The 23687-nt window shown below is 68.1% G+C and carries 19 protein-coding genes; 10 read left to right on the top strand and 9 right to left on the bottom strand.

The genetic code is table 11. The annotated features are described in order from the left end of the window. Window positions 1-116: 116 nt before the first annotated feature. Window positions 117-923 carry a peptidylprolyl isomerase gene (locus JK358_RS20070; RefSeq protein ID WP_201949248.1) on the bottom strand — a complete coding sequence of 269 codons (807 nt, stop codon included), beginning with the start codon at window positions 921-923 and terminating at the stop codon, window positions 117-119. Between the two features lie 129 nt (window positions 924-1052). Here JK358_RS20070 and hisS point away from each other — a divergent pair, with 129 nt between their 5' ends. From hisS to JK358_RS20055, 3 genes are all read left to right on the top strand, one after another. Beyond that, complete coding sequence (gene hisS / locus JK358_RS20065; protein ID WP_201949247.1) at window positions 1053-2327, top strand: histidine--tRNA ligase; 1275 nt, start codon at window positions 1053-1055, stop codon at window positions 2325-2327. A 278-nt stretch (window positions 2328-2605) separates the two neighbouring features. Then, window positions 2606-3253, top strand: a complete 648-nt coding sequence (locus JK358_RS20060; protein WP_201949246.1) for a hypothetical protein — start codon at window positions 2606-2608, stop codon at window positions 3251-3253. An 84-nt stretch (window positions 3254-3337) separates the two neighbouring features. Further along, window positions 3338-4369, top strand: a complete 1032-nt coding sequence (locus JK358_RS20055; protein ID WP_201949245.1) for a malate dehydrogenase — start codon at window positions 3338-3340, stop codon at window positions 4367-4369. A 9-nt stretch (window positions 4370-4378) separates the two neighbouring features. Here JK358_RS20055 and JK358_RS20050 read toward each other — a convergent pair whose 3' ends face one another. After that, complete coding sequence (locus JK358_RS20050; RefSeq protein ID WP_201949244.1) at window positions 4379-5251, bottom strand: TIGR03619 family F420-dependent LLM class oxidoreductase; 873 nt, start codon at window positions 5249-5251, stop codon at window positions 4379-4381. A 150-nt stretch (window positions 5252-5401) separates the two neighbouring features. Between JK358_RS20050 and JK358_RS20045 the strand changes: the two genes are divergently transcribed. Further along, the gene (locus JK358_RS20045) at window positions 5402-6151 is read left to right on the top strand and encodes an SDR family oxidoreductase (protein ID WP_201949243.1); all 750 of its coding nucleotides are present in this window, start codon (window positions 5402-5404) and stop codon (window positions 6149-6151) included. Window positions 6152-6318: 167 nt separating this feature from the next. On the opposite strand, the gene JK358_RS20040 is transcribed toward JK358_RS20045, so the two are convergent. Both JK358_RS20040 and JK358_RS20035 read right to left on the bottom strand, forming a co-directional pair. Next, window positions 6319-7917, bottom strand: a complete 1599-nt coding sequence (locus JK358_RS20040; RefSeq protein WP_201949242.1) for a hypothetical protein — start codon at window positions 7915-7917, stop codon at window positions 6319-6321. Beyond that, window positions 7914-8225 (bottom strand): type VII secretion target, encoded by a 312-nt coding sequence (locus JK358_RS20035; protein WP_201949241.1) that lies wholly within the window; start codon window positions 8223-8225, stop codon window positions 7914-7916. Before JK358_RS20035 ends, JK358_RS20040 begins: the two co-directional genes overlap by 4 nt. A gap of 155 nt (window positions 8226-8380) precedes the next feature. Between JK358_RS20035 and JK358_RS20030 the strand changes: the two genes are divergently transcribed. From JK358_RS20030 to JK358_RS20015, 4 genes are all read left to right on the top strand, one after another. Continuing rightward, window positions 8381-9370 carry an NAD-dependent epimerase/dehydratase family protein gene (locus tag JK358_RS20030; protein ID WP_201949240.1) on the top strand — a complete coding sequence of 330 codons (990 nt, stop codon included), beginning with the start codon at window positions 8381-8383 and terminating at the stop codon, window positions 9368-9370. 50 nt (window positions 9371-9420) lie between these two features. Further along, complete coding sequence (locus JK358_RS20025; RefSeq protein ID WP_201949239.1) at window positions 9421-10452, top strand: Rv2578c family radical SAM protein; 1032 nt, start codon at window positions 9421-9423, stop codon at window positions 10450-10452. A 108-nt stretch (window positions 10453-10560) separates the two neighbouring features. Beyond that, window positions 10561-12519, top strand: coding sequence for a 2-oxoacid:acceptor oxidoreductase subunit alpha (locus JK358_RS20020; protein WP_201949238.1), 1959 nt, complete (start codon window positions 10561-10563; stop codon window positions 12517-12519). Then, a complete protein-coding gene (locus JK358_RS20015) occupies window positions 12516-13595 on the top strand; it encodes a 2-oxoacid:ferredoxin oxidoreductase subunit beta (RefSeq protein ID WP_201949237.1) in 1080 nt (359 codons plus the stop codon). The genes JK358_RS20020 and JK358_RS20015 overlap by 4 nt, the downstream gene beginning before the upstream one ends. 45 nt (window positions 13596-13640) lie before the next feature. Here JK358_RS20015 and JK358_RS20010 read toward each other — a convergent pair whose 3' ends face one another. Together JK358_RS20010 and ypfJ are read right to left on the bottom strand one after the other, a co-directional pair. Beyond that, window positions 13641-14180: a hypothetical protein gene (locus tag JK358_RS20010; protein ID WP_307817633.1), complete on the bottom strand. Its 540-nt coding sequence runs from the start codon at window positions 14178-14180 to the stop codon at window positions 13641-13643. Window positions 14181-14468: 288 nt separating this feature from the next. Continuing rightward, window positions 14469-15389, bottom strand: coding sequence for a KPN_02809 family neutral zinc metallopeptidase (gene ypfJ, locus JK358_RS20005; protein ID WP_201949236.1), 921 nt, complete (start codon window positions 15387-15389; stop codon window positions 14469-14471). A 188-nt stretch (window positions 15390-15577) separates the two neighbouring features. Here ypfJ and aspS point away from each other — a divergent pair, with 188 nt between their 5' ends. Beyond that, window positions 15578-17371 (top strand): aspartate--tRNA ligase, encoded by a 1794-nt coding sequence (aspS, locus tag JK358_RS20000; RefSeq protein WP_201949235.1) that lies wholly within the window; start codon window positions 15578-15580, stop codon window positions 17369-17371. 71 nt (window positions 17372-17442) lie between these two features. Here aspS and JK358_RS19995 read toward each other — a convergent pair whose 3' ends face one another. Further along, the gene (locus JK358_RS19995; RefSeq protein WP_201949234.1) at window positions 17443-18687 is read right to left on the bottom strand and encodes a hypothetical protein; all 1245 of its coding nucleotides are present in this window, start codon (window positions 18685-18687) and stop codon (window positions 17443-17445) included. A 195-nt stretch (window positions 18688-18882) separates the two neighbouring features. Here JK358_RS19995 and JK358_RS19990 point away from each other — a divergent pair, with 195 nt between their 5' ends. Beyond that, entirely contained in the window at window positions 18883-20052 is a 1170-nt protein-coding gene (locus tag JK358_RS19990; protein WP_201949233.1) for a phosphotransferase family protein, read from the top strand. Between the two features lie 87 nt (window positions 20053-20139). Here JK358_RS19990 and JK358_RS19985 read toward each other — a convergent pair whose 3' ends face one another. Then, window positions 20140-21798 carry an alkaline phosphatase D family protein gene (locus JK358_RS19985; RefSeq protein ID WP_372440691.1) on the bottom strand — a complete coding sequence of 553 codons (1659 nt, stop codon included), beginning with the start codon at window positions 21796-21798 and terminating at the stop codon, window positions 20140-20142. A gap of 90 nt (window positions 21799-21888) precedes the next feature. Then, window positions 21889-23529 carry an alkaline phosphatase D family protein gene (locus tag JK358_RS19980; RefSeq protein WP_232851558.1) on the bottom strand — a complete coding sequence of 547 codons (1641 nt, stop codon included), beginning with the start codon at window positions 23527-23529 and terminating at the stop codon, window positions 21889-21891. Between the last annotated feature and the right edge of the window lie 158 nt (window positions 23530-23687).

Below are 23687 nucleotides of genomic sequence, written 5' to 3'. Positions count from 1 at the left end.
TTCTGAAGGATCCCTGACCCCGTCGGTCGGTTCTGACCGGAAAAGGAACGGGCCCGGCGCCACTCGTGTCCCGCGGGGGGAACACGAAGGGCGCCGGGCCCGAAAAACCGTGCTGGTCAGTCGATTCGAACCGACTGGATGGTTACCGGCGAGGCGGGTTCGCCGTCCTGCGCGCCACCGGCGATACCGGCCGCGGCGATCTTGTCCAGGGTGGCCATGCCGGCCGCGTCGACCGTGCCGAAGATGGTGTACTGCGGCGGCAGCTTCGAATCGCCGTAGACGATGAAGAACTGGCTGCCGTTGGTGCCGTGGCCGTCGACACCGTTCGAACCCATGCCGCCGTTCGCGCCGCCGTTCGCATTGGCCATCGCCAGCACGCCGCGCTTGTAGTCGATCGGCTCCTGCGCCTTCGGATCGTCGGCCGGGTAATCCGTGGTGGGGTACTCGTTGTCGAACTCGTAGCCCGGTCCGCCCTGACCGGTCGCCGTCGGGTCACCGCACTGCAGTACCTTCAGCGTCTCGGAGTTGGTCATGCGGTGGCAGTTGGTGCCGTCGAAGTACTTCTGCTTCGCCAGGCTCTCGAAACTGTTGACCGTGTAGGGCGCCTTGTCCGCATCCATATCCACGGTGATCGGACCCTGAGTGGTCTCGATGGTCGCCTTCACCGTGCCCTTGGGCAGGTTGTCGTCGCTCGGCTTGTCCACCGGGCGGGACGCCGGTTCCGCGCTCGCGCGATAGAAGCTCGGCGGCTCCGGGCGGGTCCAGTAGTAGATGCCGACACCCACCGCGGCCGCGATCACGACACCCGCGGCCGTCGCCGCGATGGTGATCTGCTTGCGCTTGCGCGCCCGCGTGGCCCGATTGGCCAGTTGACGCTCCAGCTTCCTCTTGGCCGCAGCGCGTCGCTGTTCATTTGTCGGCACTAGCTGATCCCTCCGTATCGGTTGCTTCCGGGTTAGGAGTGTGCCACTAGTTCCTGAGATATTCCCTCGTGACCAGCGGGACGATACTGGTTGGACTTGCGGGGGAGCGGTAGTGGAAACTGGATGATCGTGACCAAGACCAGCAGCTTCAGTGCCCCGAGGGGTGTGCCGGATTATCTGCCGCCCACGTCCGCCGAGTTCGTCGCCGTGCGCGACGGGCTCGTACGCACGGCGCGTCTGGCTGGTTACGGGCATATCGAACTGCCGATCTTCGAAGAAACCGCGTTGTTCGCCCGGGGTGTCGGCGAGTCGACCGATGTCGTCAGCAAAGAGATGTGGACCTTCGCCGACCGCAACGGCGAGAGCTTCACCCTGCGGCCCGAAGGCACCGCCGGAGTCATGCGCGCGGTCATCGAACACAATCTGGATCGCGGGCAGCTGCCGGTGAAGCTGTGCTACGCGGGGCCGTTCTTCCGCTACGAGCGGCCGCAGAAGGGGCGCTACCGGCAGCTGCAGCAGGTCGGCGTGGAGGCCATCGGCATCGACGATCCGGCGCTGGACGCCGAGGTGATCGCGGTGGCCGACACCGGATTCCGCACGCTCGGGCTGTCGGACTACCGGCTCGAGATCACCTCGCTCGGCGACGACAGCTGCCGCCCGCAGTATCGAGAACTGTTGCAGGACTTCCTGTTCAAGCTCCCGCTCGACGAGGAGACCCGCCGCCGCGCCGAGATCAACCCGCTGCGCGTGCTCGACGACAAGCGCGCCGAGGTGCAGGAGATGACGGCCGACGCGCCGCTCATGATCGACCACCTCTCGGAGTCGGCCAAGGCGCACTTCGATCAGGTGCTCGGATTCCTCGACGGCATGGGCATGTCGTACGTGGTGAACCCGCGCATGGTCCGCGGGCTCGACTACTACACCAAGACCACCTTCGAATTCGTGCACGACGGGCTCGGCGCGCAATCCGGCATCGGCGGCGGCGGCCGCTACGACGGACTGATGGCCCAGCTCGGCGGCCAGCCGCTCTCGGGCATCGGCTTCGGCATCGGCGTCGACCGCACGGTGCTCGCGCTCGAAGCCGAAGGCAAGACCGCCGTCGACAGGCCGCGCATCGACGTCTTCGGCGTGCCGCTCGGCGATCTCGCCAAACAGCACCTGGTGCCGCTGGCCGCGCAGCTGCGCGCGGCGGGCATCCGCACCGACCTCGCCTACGGCGGGCGCGGGATGAAGGGGGCCATGAAGGCCGCCGACAAGTCCGGCGCGCGCTTCGCCCTCGTCCTCGGCGACCGCGAGGTCACCGAAGGCCAGATCGGCCTGAAGAACCTGAGCAACGGCGAACAGCGCTCGATCCCGCTGGACGAGGCCGTCGCCCAGGTCGCCGCCGCCCTCGCGGGCGAATAGCGGCCGGAGTTCCCGAAAGCCAAGGCGGGCAAGGTCTTTGTGCTCAGCTCCCCGAGCGTTGGGGAGGCCGAACGTGTCGACAGCGCAGCTCAGGGAATGTTTCGGTCGGATGGTCGCGGGGAAGACCGGATAGGTGCGATCCGCCGGTGGTGCGTTGCGTTCGGTCCGGACCGTAGCGAAGTGCGGTGCCGGGGCGGGCATCCTGGTACCGTGCCGGTCGGTGCGCGACGCGACGACCAAGTATCCGCGCCCCCAGACGAACTCGGACGAATGCACCTGTGACTGAACAGCCGAATACGCAGCCCGCCACACCGGTCGGGCTCGATCTCATCGCACCCGAAATGTATGCGCCCGCGCTGCGGCGGCTGTCGCTCGCCGCGCTCGGCGTCGGCATAGGTGTCGGTCTGCTGCTGGCGTTGTTCGTGAGCTGGCCCATCGCGCTGTGCGCGGGCGTGGTGCTGGGCGCGCCCACCGCGTTGTACGCGGTCGCGGCGCAGCGGCGGCGAATGTCGCTGGACGGCACCGTGATCCACGCGCGGAACTGGTCGGGGGAACACACCCTGGATCTGGCCGCGGCCACCGGGGTGGAGGTGCTGGTGTATCCGGGGCGGCTGAGCCGGGTGGTACTGCGTGTCACCACCGGACCCGAGACGCGCATCGTGCCGCTGGCCATGTACACCGACGGCGGCAGCGGACGCGAGATGCACATCCTCGGGCTACGCAAGCTCGCCGACGCCCTCGCGGCCTGCCCGCTGGCGGCGGCCCTGGCGGTGTCGTCGATGCTCGTGCATCAGCTGCGCGCCGAGGCCCGCGACGCCAACGCGGAGGAGCGCCCGCTCTACCGCGCCGCCCGCATGGTGCGCGCGAAGGATTCCGTGCAGCCGGTCGTGCTCAGCGACCAGGACATCGCCGAACTCGCGCGTTAGACGCACGCGCCGCGGCGCAGGCTACTGTCTGGTTGCTCACGACGGCTGGGGTACGCCGGTGAGGTCTCGTTAGGGTGGAGGCGGATGTCCGTCTACCGCGAGGAGATCGTCGTGAGCAGTGCCGCCCGACCCGTGACAGTGACCGTGACCGGCGCCGCCGGGCAGATCGCGTACGGGCTGTTGTTCCGGATCGCCTCCGGGGCGCTGCTCGGGACCCAGACACCGGTTCGGTTGCGGCTGTTGGAGATTCCCGCCGCCGTCGCCTCGCTCGAGGGTGTGGCCATGGAGTTGGAGGACGGCGCGTTTCCGCTGCTGTCGTCCATCGACATCGCCGATGATCCGTGGGTGGGGTTCGAGGGTGCGAATGTCGCGCTGCTGGTCGGGGCGCGGCCCCGCACCGCCGGGATGGAGCGCGGTGATCTGCTGGCCGCCAACGGGCCCATCTTCACCGATCAGGGCGCGGCCATCAATGCCAATGCGGCACAGGACATCAAGGTGCTGGTGGTCGGAAATCCGGCCAATACCAATGCCTTCATCGCCATGAGCAACGCGCCCGACGTGCCCGCCGCGCGCTTCACCGCGCTGACCCGTCTCGACCACAATCGCGCCATCGCCCAGCTGGCCGCGCGCACGGGCGCGGCGGCCGCCGATATCGAGCGAATCGCCATCTGGGGCAACCATTCCGCGACCCAGTACCCGGATATCAGCTACGCCACCGTGGCGGGCCGCCCGGCCCTCGATGCCATCGGCGACCGGGCCTGGCTGGTGGATGACTTCATTCCCACCGTGCAGCAGCGCGGCACCGCCATCATCAAGGCGCGCGGTGCGTCCTCGGCGGCGAGTGCGGCCAGCGCCGCCATCGACCACATCCACGACTGGGTGCTGGGCACCGCGCCCGGCGACTGGACCTCCATGGCCGTCCCCTCGGACGGTTCCTACGGCGTGCCGGAGGGTCTGATCAGCTCGTTCCCGGTCACCTGCGCCGACGGCGAGTACACCATCGTCCCGGACCTGGAGATCGACGAATTCTCCCGCGCCCGAATCGATCTCAGCGTCGCCGAACTGGCGGCCGAGCGCGATGCGGTGGTCGAACTCGGCTTCGCCAAACGGTCCTGAGCGGCGGGATCAGCTCAGCTTGCCGATCACGTTCTCGCCGTACCAATTGATCTTGGCGATCTTGTCCTCGAGGGATTCGGTGTCGGCTTCCATGGCGTAGGAGTTGCGGAAGCCCACGATCGCGTCGGTGATGCCCTTGTCCTCGAGGCGCTTCACGCCGTCGGGGGAGTAGGCGTCCAGGGAGACGGCGTGGATCTCGAAATCACGGGGATTGTCACGCTCACTGCGCAATTCGGCGATGCGCGCCAGGTACTTGTCGAGATCCTCGGCATTGCCGCCGGCGTGCATCCAGCCGTCACACAGGCGCACGGCGCGCTTGAGGGCGGCGTCGCTGTGCCCGCCGATGAGGATGGGCAGCGGTTCGGTGGGCGCGGGGGTGAGCTTGATCTTCGGGATGTCGTAGAACTCGCCGTGGTACTCGAAGTACTCGCCGGTGGACAGCCCCTGCACGATCTCGATGCACTCGTCCAGGCGCTTGCCGCGGCGCTCGAACGGGACGCCCATGATCTGGAAGTCCTCCGGCCACGGGCTGATGCCCACGCCCAGGGCGAAGCGGTTGTTGCTCAGGCGGGCCAGCGAACTGGCCTGCTTGGCCACCAGTACCGGTGGGCGGATCGGCAGCTTGAGCACGAACGGAGTGAGCCGTAGCGTGGTGGTCGCCGCGGCGATGGCGGCCGAGAGCACGAAGGTTTCGATGAACGGCTTGCCGTCCAGGAATTCGCGATTGCCGTCCTTGGTGTACGGGTACTTCGAATCCGATTCGGCCGGGTAGGCAATGCTGTCGGCGATGGTAATGCTGTGGAACCCGGCGGCCTCCGCGGCCTGCGCCAGCGGGATGTAGTAGTCCGGGTTGATCATCGCCTCCGCATAGGTGAAGCGCATCGGATCGTCCTCTCGACAGTGAGCAAGTGCGAAAATTAGAACAGATTCTAGTGGTGTTGGCGATGCTATCGGAGGCTTTCCGGTCCCGGTAGATGGGACCGTGCGGGTTGGGACTTGCCCGATAATCTGGAGCTTGTTCTAATCACTGTCATGACCATCGCCATCACCGGATCGGGATCGGGAATCGGTGCGGCCACCGCCGCCGCCCTCACCGCCGCGGGCCACGACGTCATCGGCATCGACCTGCGCAACGCGGATGTCACCGCCGACCTGACCGACCCGGCCGCCCGGGAGGCCGCCGTGGCGGCGGTGCTCGAGCGCTCCGGCGGCGTGCTCGACGGTCTCGTGCTGTGCGCCGGCGTCGGCCCGCACGTGCCGGACCCGAACTTCGTGGTCGAGATCAACTACCGGGCCACCGTCGCCTTCCTCGACGCTCTGTTCCCGGCCCTGCAGAAGGGCGAATCGCCTGCGGCCGTGGTGGTTTCGTCGGTCGCGTCCACGCATATCAGGTGGGAGCAGAACCCGATCAACACCGGCACCGAGGCCGAGTCCTTCGCGCAGGCGGGCGATTTCGCGGGCCAGTACGCCTACGCGTCGTCCAAGAACGCGGTCACCGTCGCCGTGCGGCAGCGCGCCGAGGAGTGGGGCGCGGCCCGCGTGCGGCTGAACACCGTCGCCCCCGGCAGCGTGGACACCCCGCTGCTGCGGGCCGGGCTCGACGATCCGCGCTACGGCGAGGCCATCCGCAACTTCACCGCACCCATCGGCCGCAACGGCACCCCGGACGAAATCGCCTCGCTCATCACGTATCTGCTCGGCCCGCAGGCCGGGTTCATCCACGGCGCGCAGTTCGTCATCGACGGCGGCATGGACGCCAAGACGCGCCCGGCGGCGGTCTGACGCCTCAATACTCTGTTCCGCGCGCTCGCCACGAGAGAGCGCCACGAACGGTGGTCGAGCCCGCGGGGTGTACAGCCGCTCTCGGCCTCCACCGATGCCGCGGTGACCGGGATACCCGACCGGTTACCGCGGCATCACCTCTGTCACGGGTGGAGCAGTTGCTCTGATCAGGTGCGCTCGGTGTTCTCCGAGGTGGATTCGGCGGGCGTGCCCGCGCTGGCGAAGCGGCCGCCGATGACGCCGTCGGGGACTGTCTTGGGGACCTCGCCCAGCAACTCGCGGGTGTTCTCCTCGTTGACGAGTTCGACGTTGCGGGCGAATTCGCCGTCGCCCGCGCCCGCGCCACCGCGCGCGCCGGCGGCGGGGGAGCCCATGAAGCCGGAGGTGCCGGTGCCCGAACCTGTGCTCGCGGCGGTCGTGCCGGAGCCGAAGGGGGAGCTCGCGCCCGCGACCGTGCCGCCGGGGATCGAGGAGCCGTGGCCGCCGGGGACCGAGGCCAGGCCGCCGCCACCACCACCGCCGCCCCCGCCGCCTCCACCACCACTGCCGACTCCGGCCGCGGTGGTGTCGTCGTCGGTGGTGGTGTCGGTGAGCACAGGGTTGTCGGTGCCCGGGTTGTTGTTATTGGTCGTGTTGTCGTCGGTGGTGGTGTTCGACAGCAGCGACTGCGCGCCCGTCAGCAGATCCTCGCCACTGGAGACCAGGGCCTGGCTCACCTCGGAGGCATTGAGGCCGTTGGTGCCCAGCAGCTGGCTGATCATGGTGTTGACCTGGCCGGTGTAACCGGCGAGAGTGCCGCGGGTGGTGTTGACCACCGAGGCGGCAGCGGTGAGATTCTCGGTGGCCGAGGCGATCAGCGCGGCCTGGCCGACGGGGGTGACCGCCAGCGGAACCAGGGCCGACGCCTGGGCGATGAAGTTGTTCACGATCCCGGTGAGCTGAATATTGCCGGTCTGCACGGCGGCGGCGGCCTGCTCGGTGATCGCGGACAGGTCGAAGCCGTTCTGCACCGTGGTGGTCTCGCCGTTGGCGACCGTCTGCTGACCGGTGTTCTGCGCCGAGGTGGAGGAATCGCCCTCCCAGACCGACGACAGATTCGACAGCACACTGCTGCCCGTCGACAGCGCGGTCTGGATGATCGTCGAACCCTGGCTCAGCAGCGTGGCCGGGTTGAAGCTGCTCAGGATGCCGGAGCCGAAGCTGCTCAGCATTTCCTGGAAGGGGGTGAACAGGGCCTGCAGGTCGGTGAGCGACGTCAGGTTCAGGTTCTGCAGCGCGGCGTCGATGGACTCGGTCGACACGGCCGGGATGGTGATGCCGTCGGCGGCGGCCTGCAGCAGCGCGGCCTGCGCGGCATCCACCGAGGCCGGGATGTTGTTCACCGCGGTCTGTGCGTTGGTGACAGCGGTCTGCGCATTGGTGAGCGCCGCCTGGGCGCCGGAGAACACGCTGTTCGCGCCGCTGACGACGGGGGAGATGGCACCGTCGAGCACGGAGGCGGCGTAGGTGTTGTCGGAGTTGCCGCCGCCGAGCCCGGAGGGCAGGCCGCCGCCCATCGCGGAGCCGCCGTTCTGCTCGAACTCCTTGCGGGACAATACGAATGCCGGAGCCTCGGTGGGCTCCATCTCCGCGGGCAGCTGGCCCAGCGGTAGGTCGGCGAACGCGCCGTTACCGCCCACCCGCAGATCGGTCGTGGTGGGCAGCGGCGCGGCGGCCGGGGTGCTGGGGGTGTTGGCGCCGATCACGCCGGAATCGAGGGGCTTCATCCCAGCGCTCCGATCTGCGCTGCCTGGTCGGTGTCCTCGGTTTCGACCGCTGTGACGGTGTTGTTGGCGGTTTCGCTCAACGCGGTGAACTTGCTCGCCAGGGCATTGACGTCCTTGTTGTGCAGCAGTTCCGCGACCGCGAAGCTGGCCAGGAAATCGGCCCCGATGACGCCGAACACGGGGGTCATGCTGGCCACGTTCTTGGCGACATCGCCGTTACCCGCCCCGGAGATGTCTACGGCCAGCCCGTTGATGGTGGTTGCCGCAGCCCGGACCTCATCGCCTTCGAGCGAAAAATTGTTCGCCATCTGGTGCCCCCCAAATCGTCATGGACATGCGGTGCCGAATATATCCCACCGGCCGTCCAGCTCTCGATCTTGGCTGGTTCTCGCACCCCTGAACCGACCCCCGGCTCAAACTGGAACGTGTTGCAAATTAGAACAAGTTCTATATTCTTCATGCCATGAAGGTCGCAGTCACCGGCGCCGCCGGGTTCCTTGGCACCAACCTACTTCGCCAGCTCACGGATCGCGGTCACGAGGTTACCGCCATCGATCGCGTCCGGCCCAGCACGAGCCAGGACGGTGTCACCTGGGTCAACGGTGACGTGCTCGACCCCGCCTCGATGCGTACGGTGCTCGACGGCGCGGAGGTCGTCTACCATCTGGTCGCGCTGATCACCCTGGCGCACAAGAACGATCTGGCCTGGCGGGTCAACACCGAGGGCGTGCGCGTCGTGGCCGAGGCCGCGCGCGAGGTCGGCGTGCGGCGCATGGTGCACACCAGCTCCATCCACGCGTTCAACCAGTACAGCTGTGGCGGTCGCATCAACGAGCGTGCGCCGCGGTCCATCGATCCGGATCTGCCGGTGTACGACCGCTCGAAGTTCCAGGGCGAGATCGAGCTGCGCAAGGTGATCGACGAGGGTCTGGACGCGGTCATCTGCAATCCGACCGGTGTGTACGGACCCATCGACTACAGCGACTCCCGCATCAACAAGGTGATCTGGGATGCCGCGCGCGGCCGGGTGCCGGTGATGATCGGCGGCGGCTTCGACCTGGTCGACGTGCGCGATGTGGCCAAGGGCCTGATCCTGGCCGGCGAACGCGGCAAGACCGGTGAGAACTACCTGCTCGGCGGCGAATTCGTGAACATGCTGGAGATCACCCGCTTCGCGGCCGAGGTGAACGGGAAGCTCAAGCCCGCCTTCGCGATCTCGCCCAAGGTGATCGCCGCGCTGATGCCGGTGCTCGAGCCCGCCGGGCGCGCCTTCGGCACCGACAAGCTGTCCAAGGCGTCCATGGGCGCGCTGCTGTCCGCGCCGATCGTCGAACACGCCAAGGCCGCAACGGAACTCGGCTATCAGCCGCGTCCGGCCAAGGAGACGGTGCGCGATCTGGTGGCCTTCTACAACGGGCAGACCGTCAAGCCCGACACGCTGAAGATCGCGTGAGACAGCGGTATCGCTTGACTTCGAGCTAGAACACATGTTCGACTTGGGTGGTGCGGTGGCAAAGCCAGACCTTGGACGCCGATGACGGCGCGCTGCCCGGGCTCGAACGTGCCGGTTTCGTACGCAGCGTACAGACCCCCGAGTTCGAAGGCATCACCTTTCACGAGGTGTTGTGTAAGTCCGCGCTGAACAAGGTCGACAGCGACAGCCTGCCGTTCGGCTGGACGGTCAATCCCATGCGCGGGTGCTCGCACGCGTGCCGCTACTGTTTCGCGCGCGGCACGCACGAGTACCTCGATCTGGACGCCGGCGACGATTTCGACTCGCAGATCGTCGTCAAGACCAATGTCGCCGCGGTCCTGCGCCGGGAGCTGCACAAGCGCTCCTGGCGGCGGGAACCCGTTGCGCTGGGCACGAATACCGATCCCTATCAGCGCGCCGAGGGCCGCTACCGGCTGATGCCGGGCATCATCGGCGCGCTCACCGAATCCGGCACGCCCTTCTCGATTCTCACCAAGGGCACCCTGCTGCGCCGGGACCTGCCGCTGCTCACCCAGGCCGCGCGGCAGGTGGACGTGCAGGTGGCGGTGTCCATCGCCATCCTCGACGAGGATCTGCACAAGAGCCTGGAACACGGTACGCCCTCGCCGCGCGCACGGCTGGAGCTGGTGCGTGCCCTCGCCGATGCCGGATTCGCCGTGAATGTCATGGTGGCTCCGGTCATTCCGTACCTCACCGACGGTAAGGCGCATCTGGACGAGCTCTTCGCCGCCATCGCCGACGCCGGGGCCGATCACGTCACCGCCTTCCCCATGCATCTGCGCGGCAGTACGCGCGGGTGGTTCCTCGAGTGGCTCGCCGAAGAGCACCCCGCGCTGCTGCGACGCTACCGACAGTTGTATGGTCGCGGAGCTTCGGTTACACCGGAGTATTCTGCGTGGCTACGCGGCCGTATCGAGCCGCTGCTGGAGAAATACCGTTTGAACCGCGAGCGTCCTACCGACAGTGAGCTTCCGGAGAACCCGGAGCTACGGGTCAGCGACTCTCCGGCACCCGACCGGCAGTTGGCTCTTTTCGCCTGAAACCGGCCGAGATTTCTTGTGCAACCGCTAACTTCGCGGGTGTGTCGCGAATATGGCGGAGTAGTTTGGCGTTGGTACCTCACAGCGACGAGGAAGTGATGCACGCGCATGGTTTCGCAGCATGACGACAGCGCTGGGGCTCAGGCTGGAAAGGCCGGTGCCACAGAGAAATTGGAAAGGGTCGTAATTCGCTTCGCGGGCGACTCCGGTGACGGTATGCAGCTCACCGGTGACAGATTCACCCACGAGGCCGCGGCCTTCGGCAACGATCTTGCCACCCAGCCCAATTTCCCCGCCGAGATCCGTGCGCCCCAGGGCACGCTGCCCGGTGTCTCGTCCTTCCAGATCCAGATCGCCGACTACGACATCCTCACCGCGGGTGACCAGCCCGATGTGCTGGTGGCGATGAATCCCGCGGCGCTGAAGGCGAATCTGGAGGATCTGGCGCGCGGGGCGACGGTCATCGTCAATACCGACGAGTTCTCCAAACGCAATCTGTCCAAGGTCGGGTACGCTGGCGACCCTCTCACCGATGACACTCTGTCCGATTTCGTGGTGCACCGGGTGCCCATGACGTCGTTGACGCTCACCGCAACCGAACCGACCGGTGTGGGCAAAAAGGATGGGCAGCGCGCCAAGAATATGTTCGCGCTGGGATTGCTGTCCTGGATGTACGGGCGGCCCATCGGCGGCACCGAACAGTTCATGCGGGAGAAATTCGCGGCCAAACCCGATGTGGCCGAAGCGAATATCCTCGCATTCCGGGCAGGCTGGAATTACGGCGAAACGACCGAATCGTTCGCGACGACCTATGAGGTCGCTCCCGCGACGCTGCCCGCCGGAACCTATCGGCAGATCACCGGGAATACCGCGCTCGCCTACGGACTCGTCACTGCGGGCCAATTGTCGGGATTGCCGGTATTTCTCGGGACGTATCCCATCACCCCGGCCTCCGACATCCTGCACGAACTGAGCAAGCACAAGAACTTCGGCATCACTACGTTCCAGGCCGAGGACGAGATCGCCGGAATCGGTGCGGCGTTGGGGGCCACCCTCGGCGGCGCGCTCGGCGTCACCTCCACCTCCGGGCCGGGTCTCGCGCTCAAGAGCGAGGCCATCGGCCTGGCCGTCATGACCGAACTGCCGCTGGTCATCATCGATGTGCAGCGCGGCGGGCCGTCCACCGGTCTGCCCACCAAGACCGAGCAGGCCGATCTGCTGCAGGCGCTCTACGGGCGCAACGGCGAATCGCCGGTGGCCGTCATCGCACCGCGTTCTCCCGCCGACTGTTTCGACGCGGCGGTCGAGGCCGCGCGGATCGCGCTCACCTACCGCACACCGGTGCTGCTGCTGTCCGACGGCGCCATCGCCAACGGCTCCGAACCGTGGTCGATTCCGCGGGTGTCGGAGATGGCGCGCATCGAACCGGGATTCGAGGCCGACGGCGAGGACGGCGACGACTTCCAGCCCTACGCCCGCGATCCCGAAACCCTCGCGCGCCCGATCGCCGTGCCCGGCACCAAGGGTCGCGCGCACCGCATCGGCGGCCTCGAGAAGGCCGACGGCAGCGGCAACATCTCCTACGATCCGGCCAATCACGAACTCATGGTCCGGTTGCGCCAAGCCAAGATCGACGGCATCACCGTGCCCGATATCGAGGTCGACGATCCGGACGGGCGCGCGGAACTGCTGCTCATCGGATGGGGCAGCTCCTACGGACCCATCGGTGAGGCGTGCCGCCGTGCCCGGCGGCGCGGCGTTCCGGTGGCGCAGGCGCATTTGCGGCATCTGAATCCCTTCCCCGCCAACCTCGGTGACGTCCTGCGCCGGTATCGCACGGTCGTCGCGCCGGAGATGAACGGCGGACAGCTCGCCATGCTGCTCCGCGCCGAATACCTGGTAGACGTCCAGCCGTGGACCAAAGTCGCCGGAACCGCCTTCTCCGCGCAGGAGCTGGTCGGCGTGATCGACGCGGCCCTGGACGGTTCCATCGCCGAGATGGAACAGAGCAAGGCCTTCGCCGCGCGGGCGCGGGCGACCTACCGCACCACAGGGGGCAAGTCATGACCATCATGGAGAACCCGCTCGTCGGAACGGATCTCGGGCTCACCGGGCTGTCCGGCGTGCCGCATGCCGACGGCCCCCAGAAAGCCAAGGACTACACCTCCGATCAGGAGGTGCGGTGGTGCCCCGGCTGCGGTGACTACGTCATCCTCGCCACCGTGCGCGGCTTCCTCGCCGACCTCGGCCTGCGCCGCGAGAACCTCATGTTCGTCTCCGGCATCGGCTGCTCGAGCCGGTTCCCGTACTACCTGGAGGCGTACGGGATCCACTCCATCCACGGCCGTGCGCCCGCCATCGCGACCGGTCTGGCGGTGACCCGCCCGGACCTGTCGGTCTGGGTGGTGACCGGGGACGGCGACGCCCTCTCCATCGGCGGCAACCACCTCATCCACGCCCTGCGGCGCAATGTGAACATGACGATTCTGTTGTTCAACAACAGGATCTACGGTCTCACCAAGGGCCAGTACTCACCGACCTCGGAACCCGGGAAGGTCACCAAGTCCACGCCCATGGGCTCGGTCGACCATCCGTTCAACACGCTGTCGGTGGCGCTGGGCGCCGAAGCAACCTTCGCCGCACGGGCGCTGGACTCCGACCGCGCCGGCCTCACCGAGGTGCTGCGCGCCGCCGCCGAACACCGCGGCACCTCCTTCGTGGAGATCCTGCAGGACTGCCCGATCTTCAACGACGGCTCCTTCGACATGCTCCGCAAGGAGAACGCCGAATCCCACCTCATCCGCCTGCACCACGGCGAACCCATCCGCTTCGGCGCGGACGGTGAATTCGCGGTCGTGCGACAGGGTTTCGGCATGCGCGTGGTGTGCGCCGACACGGTCGCGGAATCCGAGATCGTGGTGCACGACGCCTACGCCGAGGATCCCGAATACGCCTACGCGCTCTCGCGGCTGTCCGAACAGGATCTCTCCCACGTGGTCACGGGCATCTTCCGCAGCGTCTCCCGCCCCACCTACGACGACGGGGTCCGCGCCCAGCTGGAGACGGCCGCCGAACGCAAACCGGTGCGCGAGGATTCGCTGCAGCACCTGCTCACCGGCCGCGAAACCTGGACCGTCAGTTAGCGATCCGCTGCGGTCGGCGATCGGCTCGCTGACCGCAGCGGGAACTCACGCGGCGACGAATGCGGTGAGCAGACTGTCGAACACCGTGGTGAAGCGGGCGCGGGAGGCTTTCTGCTCCTCGGTGAGACCATCGGTGACGGTGGGCGCGTAGACGATCAGATGCACATCCTGATCCGGCGGCGCGGGCATGTAGTCGAGAATCACCGCGCCCTGGTCGGTGACCGACGGCGTGCCCATATCCGCGGCGGCGAGTGCGCGAATCTCACTGGCCGCCGCGGCGAGTGCCGCGGCGGGCACCGTGCCGTTGATCTCCTGGGTGCCGCCATCGGGCCGCTTGACGGCGGTTCCGTCCGACCGCACCTCCAGCACCGGCTTCAGATCCAGGCGCGTCTGCCAGGCATTCGGCAGCGTGGTCAGAATGAACTGCGTGGTCACCGCGACCGGAGCGGGAGCAGGCGCCGCGGGCGAGACGGGCGAGACCGGAGCGACCGAGGTCGGTGCGGCCGGTTCCTGAGCGGCGGCGAATCCGCCTGTGCCCGTGAGCATCACACCCGCCAGCACGGCGGCGGCAACTCGCCGTGCCACGACCGCGCGCGCTGTCCCTCCGAAACGCGCTGTGCCGCTGAAACGCGCTGTGCCGCGCGGTCTTCCGAGTTCCAGCCCGCCGTTGCTCCGCATGAACCGCCTCCAAGCTCCCTCGCGAGCACGCGCCCGCCGCCGGTGATTCTGCCTCGCGCGCGGCGCCGAGTCACCGAAGGCACGCCGACGTCACGCGGGCACGGCACCGGAACGGTTGCTCCACAGTGTGATTCGGCTACGCGCGGCGGGGGCTCGGTTGTGGAGTGGTCTGCGGCTGCACACCCGGAGCTCGGCTCACAGCTTCAGGGTCGGCGGGTTGTCCAGGTCGCGGGCGTTGTAGGTGTCGCAGGAGGTGACCTGGCCGGTCTGGTAGCCGGCGAGGAACCACTTCTGGCGCTGTTCGGAAGAACCGTGAGTCCAGGCTTCGGGATTCACGCGGGCACCGGACGATTTCTGGATGTGATCGTCGCCGACGGCCGCGGCGGCGGAGAGGGCGTCGCGAATCTGGTCGCGGGTCAACGGCTTCAGGAAGGGTTCGCTGGAGCCGGGGGCGGGGAGCTTGTCGGCCCAGTAGGCCCAGACGCCCGCGTAGCAGTCGGCCTGCAGTTCGGTGCGGACCGCGCCGGATTCGGGGCCCCGCGGATCGCGCTGGGCGCGGCCCAGATCGCCGAGCAGGTTCTGGATGTGGTGGCCGAACTCGTGGGCCACGACATACTCCTCGGCCAGCGGGCCGCCGGTCGCGCCGAAGCGGTCCTTGAGCTCCTGGAAGAAGCTGGTGTCGAAGTAGGCGGTCTGGTCGGCGGGGCAGTAGAAGGGGCCGACCGCCGAGGAGGCGCGCCCGCAGCCGGTGTTGATGACACCGGAGAACAGCTGCACCTTGGGCTCGACGTAGCGCTTGCGGGTCTGCTTGGGCAGTTCGGTGTTCCACACCGAGTCCAGGCTCTGCACCGTCAGCACCACGCGGCAGTCGACGTACTTGTTGGCGTCCGCGCCGGTCTTGCAGTGCTCGGGGGTCTGCGCGGTGCCCTGCTGCTGGGAGTCGGCTCCGGTGAACTGGCCGAGAATGCTGCCCGGATCACCTCCGAGCAGCAGTGTGGCGATCAACGCGATGATGCCCAGCGCGCCGCCGCCGAGCGCGATACCGCCGCCCATGCCCGGCCCGCCGCCGGACGACACCCGATCCGGATCGATCTGCAGGCCCTCGTTGAAAGTCATTGCGGTAACTCCCGTCTGCGGTCGCCCATCGGGGCCTTCGGTGCGTCAGGATCGTTGCTGTTCGGTGCGTGCCGCTACAGCTTGGCACGGGGGATCGGATATCGGTTTCCACTTGGTGAACGTGTCTAACTACGATGTACGGCGCACCCGTTCACACTCCGGTGCTCGAATCCGTCGAAAGGAATCCCGTGCTGCGCACCCACTTGGCTGGTTCGCTGCGAAGCGAGCACGCCGGTCAGACCGTCACCCTCACCGGTTGGGTGGCCCGGCGGCGAGACCACGGTGGCGTGATCTTCATCGATCTGCGCGATGCGTCGGGTGTTTCGCAGGCCGTCTTCCGTGAGGGCGAGCCCGCCGAACAGGCCCACAAGCTGCGCAACGAGTTCTGTGTGAAGGTCACCGGTGTGGTCGAGAACCGCCCGGCGGGCAGCGAGAACCCGAATCTGCCGACCGGCGCGATCGAGGTCAACGTCACCGCGCTCGAGGTGCTCAACGAGGCCGCGCCGCTGCCGTTCCAGCTCGATGACGAGCCCGGCGAAGAGGCGCGTCTGAAGTACCGCTACCTCGACCTGCGTCGCGAGGGCCCCGGCCACGCCATCCGCCTGCGCTCGAAGGTGAACGCCGCCGCCCGCGAGGTGCTGGCCAAGCACGCGTTCGTCGAGGTCGAGACCCCGACCATGACCCGGTCCACCCCCGAGGGCGCGCGCGACTTCCTGGTTCCGGCCCGTCTGCAGCCGGGCAAGTTCTACGCACTGCCGCAGTCGCCGCAGCTGTTCAAGCAGCTGCTCATGGTCGGCGGCATCGAGCGCTACTACCAGATCGCGCGCTGCTACCGCGACGAGGACTTCCGCGCCGACCGCCAGCCCGAGTTCACCCAGCTCGACATCGAGATGAGCTTCGTCGAGCAGGAAGACGTCATCCTGCTGGCCGAGGACATCCTGGTCGCGCTGTGGAAGCTGGTCGGCCACGAGATCACCACGCCGATCCCGCACATGACCTACGCCGAGGCCATGCGCCGCTACGGCTCCGACAAGCCCGACCTGCGCTTCGGTGTCGAGATCACCGAGATGAAGGAGTACTTCGCGGACACCCAGTTCCGGGTGTTCCAGTCTCCGTACGTCGGCGCGGTCGTCATGCCGGGCGGTGCGTCGCAGCCGCGTCGCCAGTTCGACGCCTGGCAGGAGTGGGCCAAGCAGCGCGGCGCCAAGGGCCTGGCCTACATCACCTTCAACGAGGACGGCACCCTCGGCGGCCCGGTCGCCAAGAACCTCACCGACGCCGAGCGCGAGGGTCTGGCCAAGCAGGTCGGCGCGGAGCCGGGCGACTGTGTGTTCTTCGCCGCCGGTGACGCCAAGTCCAGCCGTGCGCTGCTGGGCGCGGCGCGTGGCGAGATCGCGCGCAAGTGCGGTCTCATCGACGACGACGCCTGGGCCTTCGTGTGGATCGTGGACGCGCCCATGTTCGAGCCGGCCGCCGACGCCACCGCGAGCGGCGATGTGGCCCTGGGCCATTCGGCCTGGACCGCGGTGCACCACGCGTTCACCTCGCCCAAGCCCGAGCACCTGGCCACCTTCGACACCGATCCGGGTGCGGCGCTGGCCTACGCCTACGACATCGTCTGCAACGGCAATGAGATCGGCGGCGGCTCGATCCGTATCCACCGCCGTGACGTGCAGGAACGCGTGTTCAAGGTGATGGGCATCGGCGAGGCCGAGGCGCAGGAGAAGTTCGGCTTCCTCCTCGACGCGTTCTCCTTCGGCGCACCGCCCATGGGCGGCATCGCCTTCGGCTGGGACCGCATCACCGCGCTGCTTGCCGGGGTGGATTCCATCCGCGAGGTCATCGCCTTCCCGAAGTCGGGTGGCGGCGTGGACCCGCTGACCGACGCGCCGACGCCGATCACCCTGCAGCAGCGGCAGGAGGCGGGCTTGAACGCCAAGCTCGACGCTGACGGCAACCCGGTCGTCGAAGCCAAGAAGTAACGCTCTTCACGACAGTGCCCCCGGTATCGGCCGATACCGGGGGCACTGTCGTTTTCGAATCGGGTGGGCGCTCAGGTCCAGGCGACCAGGCCGCCGGTGAGGGTGCGGTAGGCGTAGGTGACCGCGATGGCCGACACCGGACCGGCCACCAGCAGGCCCAGCCCGCACAGCAGCGCGCCGATGACGGTCATCACCAGTACCGCGACCGCCAGCAGGATGACCGGCAGCGGATTGCGGATGACCAGCTGGGCGCTGGCCTTGATGGCTTCGAGCGGGCTCAGGTCGTGGTCGATCACGAAGTGCAGCGAGAACATGCACAGCACGCCGACGATCACCGCGGGGAAGACGCAGGCCAGCGAGGCGACCAGTCCGGCGACGAACACGATGAGCGCGGTGACGAGGACGCGCCCGGCGTTGTCGAAGGCGAAGAAGGTGGGGAAATCCGGTGGGGTGCCGTCGGTTTCGCTGAGCGCGCCGCGAATCATGGCCGCCTGCAACAGCCACACCACCAGGGCGGCCACGGCGAACAGCAGCAGCACCCCGGAGAGGGATTGCACATCGAGCAGGTTCACCAGCAGGGTGACCATGAGCCAGGCGATCAGGCCGATGAGCACCATGCCCATCCACGCAATCGGGTTGAGGCGGAAGCGATCCCAACCGTAGCCGAGGGCGCGGCCGACATCGAGGCGGTCTCGGTCGTAGCCGGGTGCCGCGGCCGGTGCGGGCGCATCGCCCTGCGGCGGAACGCCTGCGGGCGGGGCGCCGGGGGTTGCTCCGGACGGGGCCGCGCCCTGCTGCGGCGTGGATCCCGCTGGCGGATAACCACCTTGGGGTGGGTACCCACCGTGCTGCGGGTTCGCACCCTGCGGTGGGTACCCGCCCTGTTGTGGGTTACCGCCCTGCGGTGCGTACCCGCCCTGCTGTGCGTACCCACCCTGTTGGGGGTACCCACCCGGCGGTGTGTGCCCCGGCTGGGGTGCGTACCCACCCTGCGGCGGCAGACCTCCCGATTGGGAGTATCCGGACGAAACGGGCGCGCCGGTGGGGGGATTCAGTGGCGGCGGCGGTTCCACCGGTTCGCTGCCGTAGTGCGCCGCACCCGGGCCCTCGAACTGCGGATACCCCGCGAGCCCCGGCATACCGTGCCGTCCGCCCGCGCCCGCGGCGCCCGAACCCGCCGAATGCGGTGGGGGCTCGGGGTTTTCCTGCTGCGGATTCTGATGCTGTCCGGAACGGGGTGGATACTGGTACCCGCCCTCCCCCGCGGGGTTCTCGCCAGAAGGTTCTTTCGGTGCGGCGGGCGGCGTGCCGGTCATAGGCGCTAGCCTTTCACATTTCCCGGTTTACGGTGTGGCGCACAGCAGTTGAACATGAGACAACTAGAGGGTCCCGGTCGTGTCAAGCATCCAGCGCCGTGTGGGCAAACCCTTCACAAAGACACGCCGGAAGACGCGCGAAAGGTTGCGTAACCGCTCGCTGAAAGTGACCTGGAGCGAGTAACTTGGAGCCCGATGACCGCACTATTGGCCGAACGCGCCGCCGAAGTCGTGTACGCGGCACAACAGTTGCTCACAAAGCGAATGGGTGCTGCGGTAAAGCTGAGCGATCCGATGGAACTCAGCGGCAGTGGTAGGACGACGGTTCTACGCGTCCGTGTTGCGGAGAACGCTTTTTCACTTCCTCGCACCCTCATAGTGAAACAGGTGCGCGGGGCAGCGAAGGAGCGACGCACCGGAGGCATGGCACCCGGAGTCGCGAGTATCGACTCCGCCTTCCTACGCGAGGCTGTCTCCTACCAGTTCACCACCGCCCTCGGCCGCGACCACCGGCCCGGCGCGTACCTACTGGGATACAGCCTGCCCGAGCGACTGCTCATCCTCAGCGACCTGGGGGAGAACACGTCGCTCACCCAGGTGCTGCAGGCGAACGTCGAACCCGCCGGGCGCAACGCCCTCATGGCCTTCGCGCAGGCGCTGGGCCGCATGCACGCGGCAACCGTCGGGCGTGAGGCCGACTTCGTCGCCCTGCTCCGCCGGGTCGACGTCGTGCACCGGGTCGACGGCATCGCCCAGCAGGCCGAATCCGCCGTCGCCGAAGTCCCGGCCATGCTAGGCCGCGAACTCGGCATCGAGGTGCCGGGCGAGATCGCCGAACGCATCGTGCGCGGCAATCGGCTCTTCTCCGCCGGCCGCTATCGCGCGTTCAGCCCATCCGACCTGTGCCCCGACAATGTCATCCTCAACGAGGAGGGCGCGCGGTTCCTCGACTACGAGTGGGGCGGTTTCCGCGACGCCACCCTCGACATCGCCTACGCCCTCGTCTCCTTCCCCGGCTGCCTGTGCGACTTCGAGCTCTCCCGCGAACGCGCCCGGCAGATGGTGGAGGCCTGGCGCTCGGAAGTGGTGGCGGTCTGGCCGTCCCTGGCCGACGACGACGTCCTCGCCGAACGCATCCTCGAGGCCCGGCTCATCTGGGTCTGGTTGTCCACCTACTGGTTCCTGCCCGCCGACCACACCCGCATCGCGGCCGCCCGCGAACACGGGCTGTCGATCCCGCGCTCCGCGGCGCTGATCAACCGCTGGGCCGCCCTCGCCGAGGACGCCCGCTGCACGGGTGACGACACCCTCGGCGACTTCGCCGAACATGTGTCGGCCACGCTCGAGGAGCACTGGGAGGAATAGTCCCGAGCCATCGAAGGCCGGAATTCGACTGGGAAACAGTCGAATTCCGGCCTTCGTCGGTTATCGGGCAGCCGTTCGGAACGGGAGTCAGGCCATCGGCGCGGTGCGCGATTCCATCCGGCCGCCGGTCGGCACCGCCCGCGACGCGCCGTGGCGCACACCGGCGTTCGGGTCGGTCACCGAGCTGACGTAGAACCAGTCCATCTGCGCCTGCGTGCTGTCCACGTGCAGGACGCCGTACCCGTGCGAATCCAGTTCCGCGTACTGCATGTGGTGGTTCATGGCGCGAATGGTGTTCTCCAGAGCCACCGACACCGTGCGCGGCGGCAGATGGGTGAAGTCGCCGATACTGCCCATGGAGACCGAGGGCACCACGAACTCCGCACCGACCGTGGGTCCGGCGGGGTACTCGCCGGCATCGACCGGCAGGTCGGCCGCCCACGAGCTGTGGATGTCACCGGTCAGGAACACCACATCGCGGACGGACTGGTCGCGCAGGGCGGTGAACAGTCGCTGCCGGTCGGCGGCGTAGCCGTCCCACTGGTCCAGGTTGACCGGCAGCCCGGACTCGGGGGTGCCCAGTGTCTTCGCGAAGGCCTGAGCGGTGGTGGGATCGAGGGTCGGCAGGTTCAGCGGTGCGATCATCACCGAGGTGCCGACCAGCTTCCACTGGGCGGTGGCGGTGGTGAGACCCGCTGTGAGCCACTCCATCTGGGCCGCGCCGGTCAGCGTGCGCGCCGGATTCTCGACCTCACGCCACCCCGCGCCCACCTTCAGCTGCTGATCGCGGTAGCTGCGCAGATCCAGCATGGACAGCTCGGCGAGGGTGCCGAACCGCAGTCGCCGGTACAGCTGTGCGCCCGCGCCGGTGCCCACGGCCCGCACCGGCATCCACTCCAGATAGGCGCGCAGCGCGGCGGCCCGGCGCGCCTGCCAATCGCCTTCCGTTGCGGGCGAATGGTTCTCGGCCCCGCCGCGCCACGCGTCATTGGCGCTCTCGTGATCGTCCCAGGTGCAGATGAACGGGACGCGCGCGTGCAGGTTCGCCAGGTGTTCGTCGGTCTTGTACTGCGCGTGGCGAATTCGGTAGTCGGCGAGACTGACGATCTCGTTCGCCGGATCGTGCTGGCGCACATTGGGCAGCGCGATCGCGTGCGCTCCGCGCGCGTATTCGTACAGGTAGTCGCCGAGATGAATGACGGCGTCGAGGTCCTCCCGCGCGGCGAGATGCCGGTAGGCGGCGAACCACCCCTCCTCGTAGTTGGCGCAGGACGCCACCCCGAACCGCAGTCGATCGGGGGTGTCCTGTGCGCCGGGCGCGGTGCGGGTGCGGCCGATCCGTGAGACCTGTCCCAGGGCGGTGAAGCGATAGAAATAGTCGGTGGCCGGGGCGAGCCCGCCCGCGTCCACCTTGACGGTGTGGTCGGATTCGACTGTGGCCGTGTGGTTTCCCGATGCGGCAACGCTCCCGAATCCGGCATCGGTGGCGATCTCCCACCGCACGGTGACGGCCTCGCCGCGACCGGAGCCGGGCAGCGCGTCCTCCGACGGGGTGACGCGAGTCCAGAGCATCACTCCGGTGGGCAGCGGATCGCCCGAGGCGACGCCGTGCCGGAAGACCGGCGAGTCCGCGGCGGCGCGGCCCGTGGTCAGCAGGGCGGCGCTGCCCGCGAGTGCGGCGGTGGTGCCGGTTTTCAGGGCGGTGCGACGGTCGATGCCCGCGCGTGTGATCGAAAGGGGGAGCACGATATTCGATCACACCCGATGAAGCGCCCACTAGCAATACTGGTCAGTTGAACAGTTGGGTAACTCGGCGATAGCGGATCGGTGCGGTGGCTAGACCATGGGCGTGGCACGCGGCTCGATGCGGCCGCCGCGGCGGACGCCGTAGGAAGCGCCGTGGCGGACAGCGGTATTCGGGTCGGCGACATCGGCGACGTAGTACCAGTCCATCTGGGCCTGGTCGGCGTCGACGTGCAGGACGCCGTAGCCGTGGGAGTCCAGTTCGGTGTAGTGGAGGTGGCGGTTGATGCCCTTCACGGTGCCCTCGATCGGGACCGCGGCGGTGCGGGGCGCGCCGCCGATGGTGTCGCCGATGCTCATCGACGTGATCGAGGGGACGACGAATTCGACGCCGGCGGTGGGGCCGTTCGGGTAGGCGGCGGCGTCGAGAGGAACGTCCGCGCCCCAGGAGCTGTGGATGTCTCCGGTCAGGAAGACCACGTCGGAGACCTTGTTGTCGGTGATGGTGCGCAGCAGGCGGGTGCGGTCCGCGGTGTAGCCGTCCCACTGGTCGGGGTTGGCGGGGATGCCGGACCGGGGCAGGCCCAGGGCGGTGGTGAAGGCGGCGGAGGCGGCCGGGTCCAGGGGCGGGAAGACCAGGGGCGCGATCATGACCGGGTTGCCGATGAGCTTCCAGGTGACCGGGGCGGAGACCAAACCCGCCTGGACCCAATCCATTTGGTCCTTGCCGGTGATGGTGCGGTCCGGGCTGTCGATCTCGCGCCAGCCCGCGCCCGCCTCGGCCTCCTCGCTGCGGTAGCTGCGCAGATCGAGCATGGAGAGTTCGGCGAGGGTGCCGAAGCGCAGGCGGCGGTAGAGGCGGCGGTCCGCGCCGGTGCGCACGGGCATCCATTCCAGGTACGCCTGCAGCGCCGCGGCCTTGCGAATCCCGAAGTCGCCCTCGGTGGCGGGCTGGTGGTTCTCCGCGCCGCCCGACCAGGTGTTGTCGGCGGTCTCGTGGTCGTCCCAGGTGCAGATGAACGGCAGCCGCGCGTGCAGCGTCATCAGGTCGGGGTCGGTCTTGTACTGCGCGTGGCGGATTCGGTAGTCGGCCAGGCTCACGATCTCGTGGGCGGGCTCGTGCCAGCGGACCGAACCGGTGCGGCCGCCGTATTCGCCGCGCTGGTACTCGTAGAGGTAGTCGCCCAGGTGCACGATGGCGTCCAGATCGCCGCGGTCGGCGAGATGGCGGTAGGCGGAGAAGTATCCGGCTTCCCAGTTCGCGCAGGAGACCACGCCGAGGCGCAGCCGGTCCGGGGTGGCGGAATCGGCTGGGGCGGTGTGGGTTCGGCCGACGGGGGAGGTCTGGCCGAGGGCGGTGAAGCGGTAGAAATAGGTGCGATCCGCGGCGAGGCCGGTGGCGTCGATCTTCACGGTGTGGTCGGAATCCGCGGTGGCCGTATGGGTTCCGGAGGCCGCGAGAGATCCGAAGGCTTCGTCGCTCGCGATCTCCCAGCGCACGCTGACGGGCGCGCCCGCGCCGGAGCCGGGCAGCGCGTCCTCCGACGGGGTGACGCGGGTCCAGAGGATCACCGCGTTCGGCAGTGGATCACCCGAGGCGACGCCGTGCCGGAACGCCGTGGACTCGGCGCGCGCGACCGCGGCGCCGAGCAGGCTCACCGCCACCGCGGCGGTGCCACCCTTGAGTGCGGCACGCCGGTCGAAGCGGGTGGAGATCATCTCACCGAGAACCATGGCTGAGATCACAACTGATCAAGCGACCAAAATGCAAACCGGGCAGATGAATTGTTCGTAAAGCGGAAGCTGACGGTTTGCCGGATGCTCCGATCGGTCACCGGAAGACCTTAACCGGACCGCCCGCGCGATGGCCCGCACGCACAAGTGTGTCGGCC

Source organism: Nocardia acididurans (assembly GCF_016741815.1).
GTDB classification, from domain to species: Bacteria; Actinomycetota; Actinomycetes; order Mycobacteriales; family Mycobacteriaceae; genus Nocardia; species Nocardia acididurans.
This window is presented reverse-complemented; position numbering and strand designations above follow the sequence as displayed.

What these genes read in the sequence shown, in the direction of transcription:
- JK358_RS20055 (WP_201949245.1), top strand. Translation starts at nt 3,338, where the DNA reads ATGTCCGTCTACCGCGAGGAGATCGTCGTGAGCAGTGCCGCCCGACCC.
- JK358_RS20050 (WP_201949244.1), bottom strand. Translation starts at nt 5,251, where the DNA reads ATGCGCTTCACCTATGCGGAGGCGATGATCAACCCGGACTACTACATC.
- JK358_RS20045 (WP_201949243.1), top strand. Translation starts at nt 5,402, where the DNA reads ATGACCATCGCCATCACCGGATCGGGATCGGGAATCGGTGCGGCCACC.
- JK358_RS20040 (WP_201949242.1), bottom strand. Translation starts at nt 7,917, where the DNA reads ATGAAGCCCCTCGATTCCGGCGTGATCGGCGCCAACACCCCCAGCACC.
- JK358_RS20035 (WP_201949241.1), bottom strand. Translation starts at nt 8,225, where the DNA reads ATGGCGAACAATTTTTCGCTCGAAGGCGATGAGGTCCGGGCTGCGGCA.
- JK358_RS20030 (WP_201949240.1), top strand. Translation starts at nt 8,381, where the DNA reads ATGAAGGTCGCAGTCACCGGCGCCGCCGGGTTCCTTGGCACCAACCTA.
- JK358_RS20020 (WP_201949238.1), top strand. Translation starts at nt 10,561, where the DNA reads ATGGTTTCGCAGCATGACGACAGCGCTGGGGCTCAGGCTGGAAAGGCC.
- JK358_RS20015 (WP_201949237.1), top strand. Translation starts at nt 12,516, where the DNA reads ATGACCATCATGGAGAACCCGCTCGTCGGAACGGATCTCGGGCTCACC.
- ypfJ (WP_201949236.1), bottom strand. Translation starts at nt 15,389, where the DNA reads ATGACTTTCAACGAGGGCCTGCAGATCGATCCGGATCGGGTGTCGTCC.
- JK358_RS19995 (WP_201949234.1), bottom strand. Translation starts at nt 18,687, where the DNA reads ATGACCGGCACGCCGCCCGCCGCACCGAAAGAACCTTCTGGCGAGAAC.
- JK358_RS19990 (WP_201949233.1), top strand. Translation starts at nt 18,883, where the DNA reads ATGACCGCACTATTGGCCGAACGCGCCGCCGAAGTCGTGTACGCGGCA.
- JK358_RS19980 (WP_232851558.1), bottom strand. Translation starts at nt 23,529, where the DNA reads ATGGTTCTCGGTGAGATGATCTCCACCCGCTTCGACCGGCGTGCCGCA.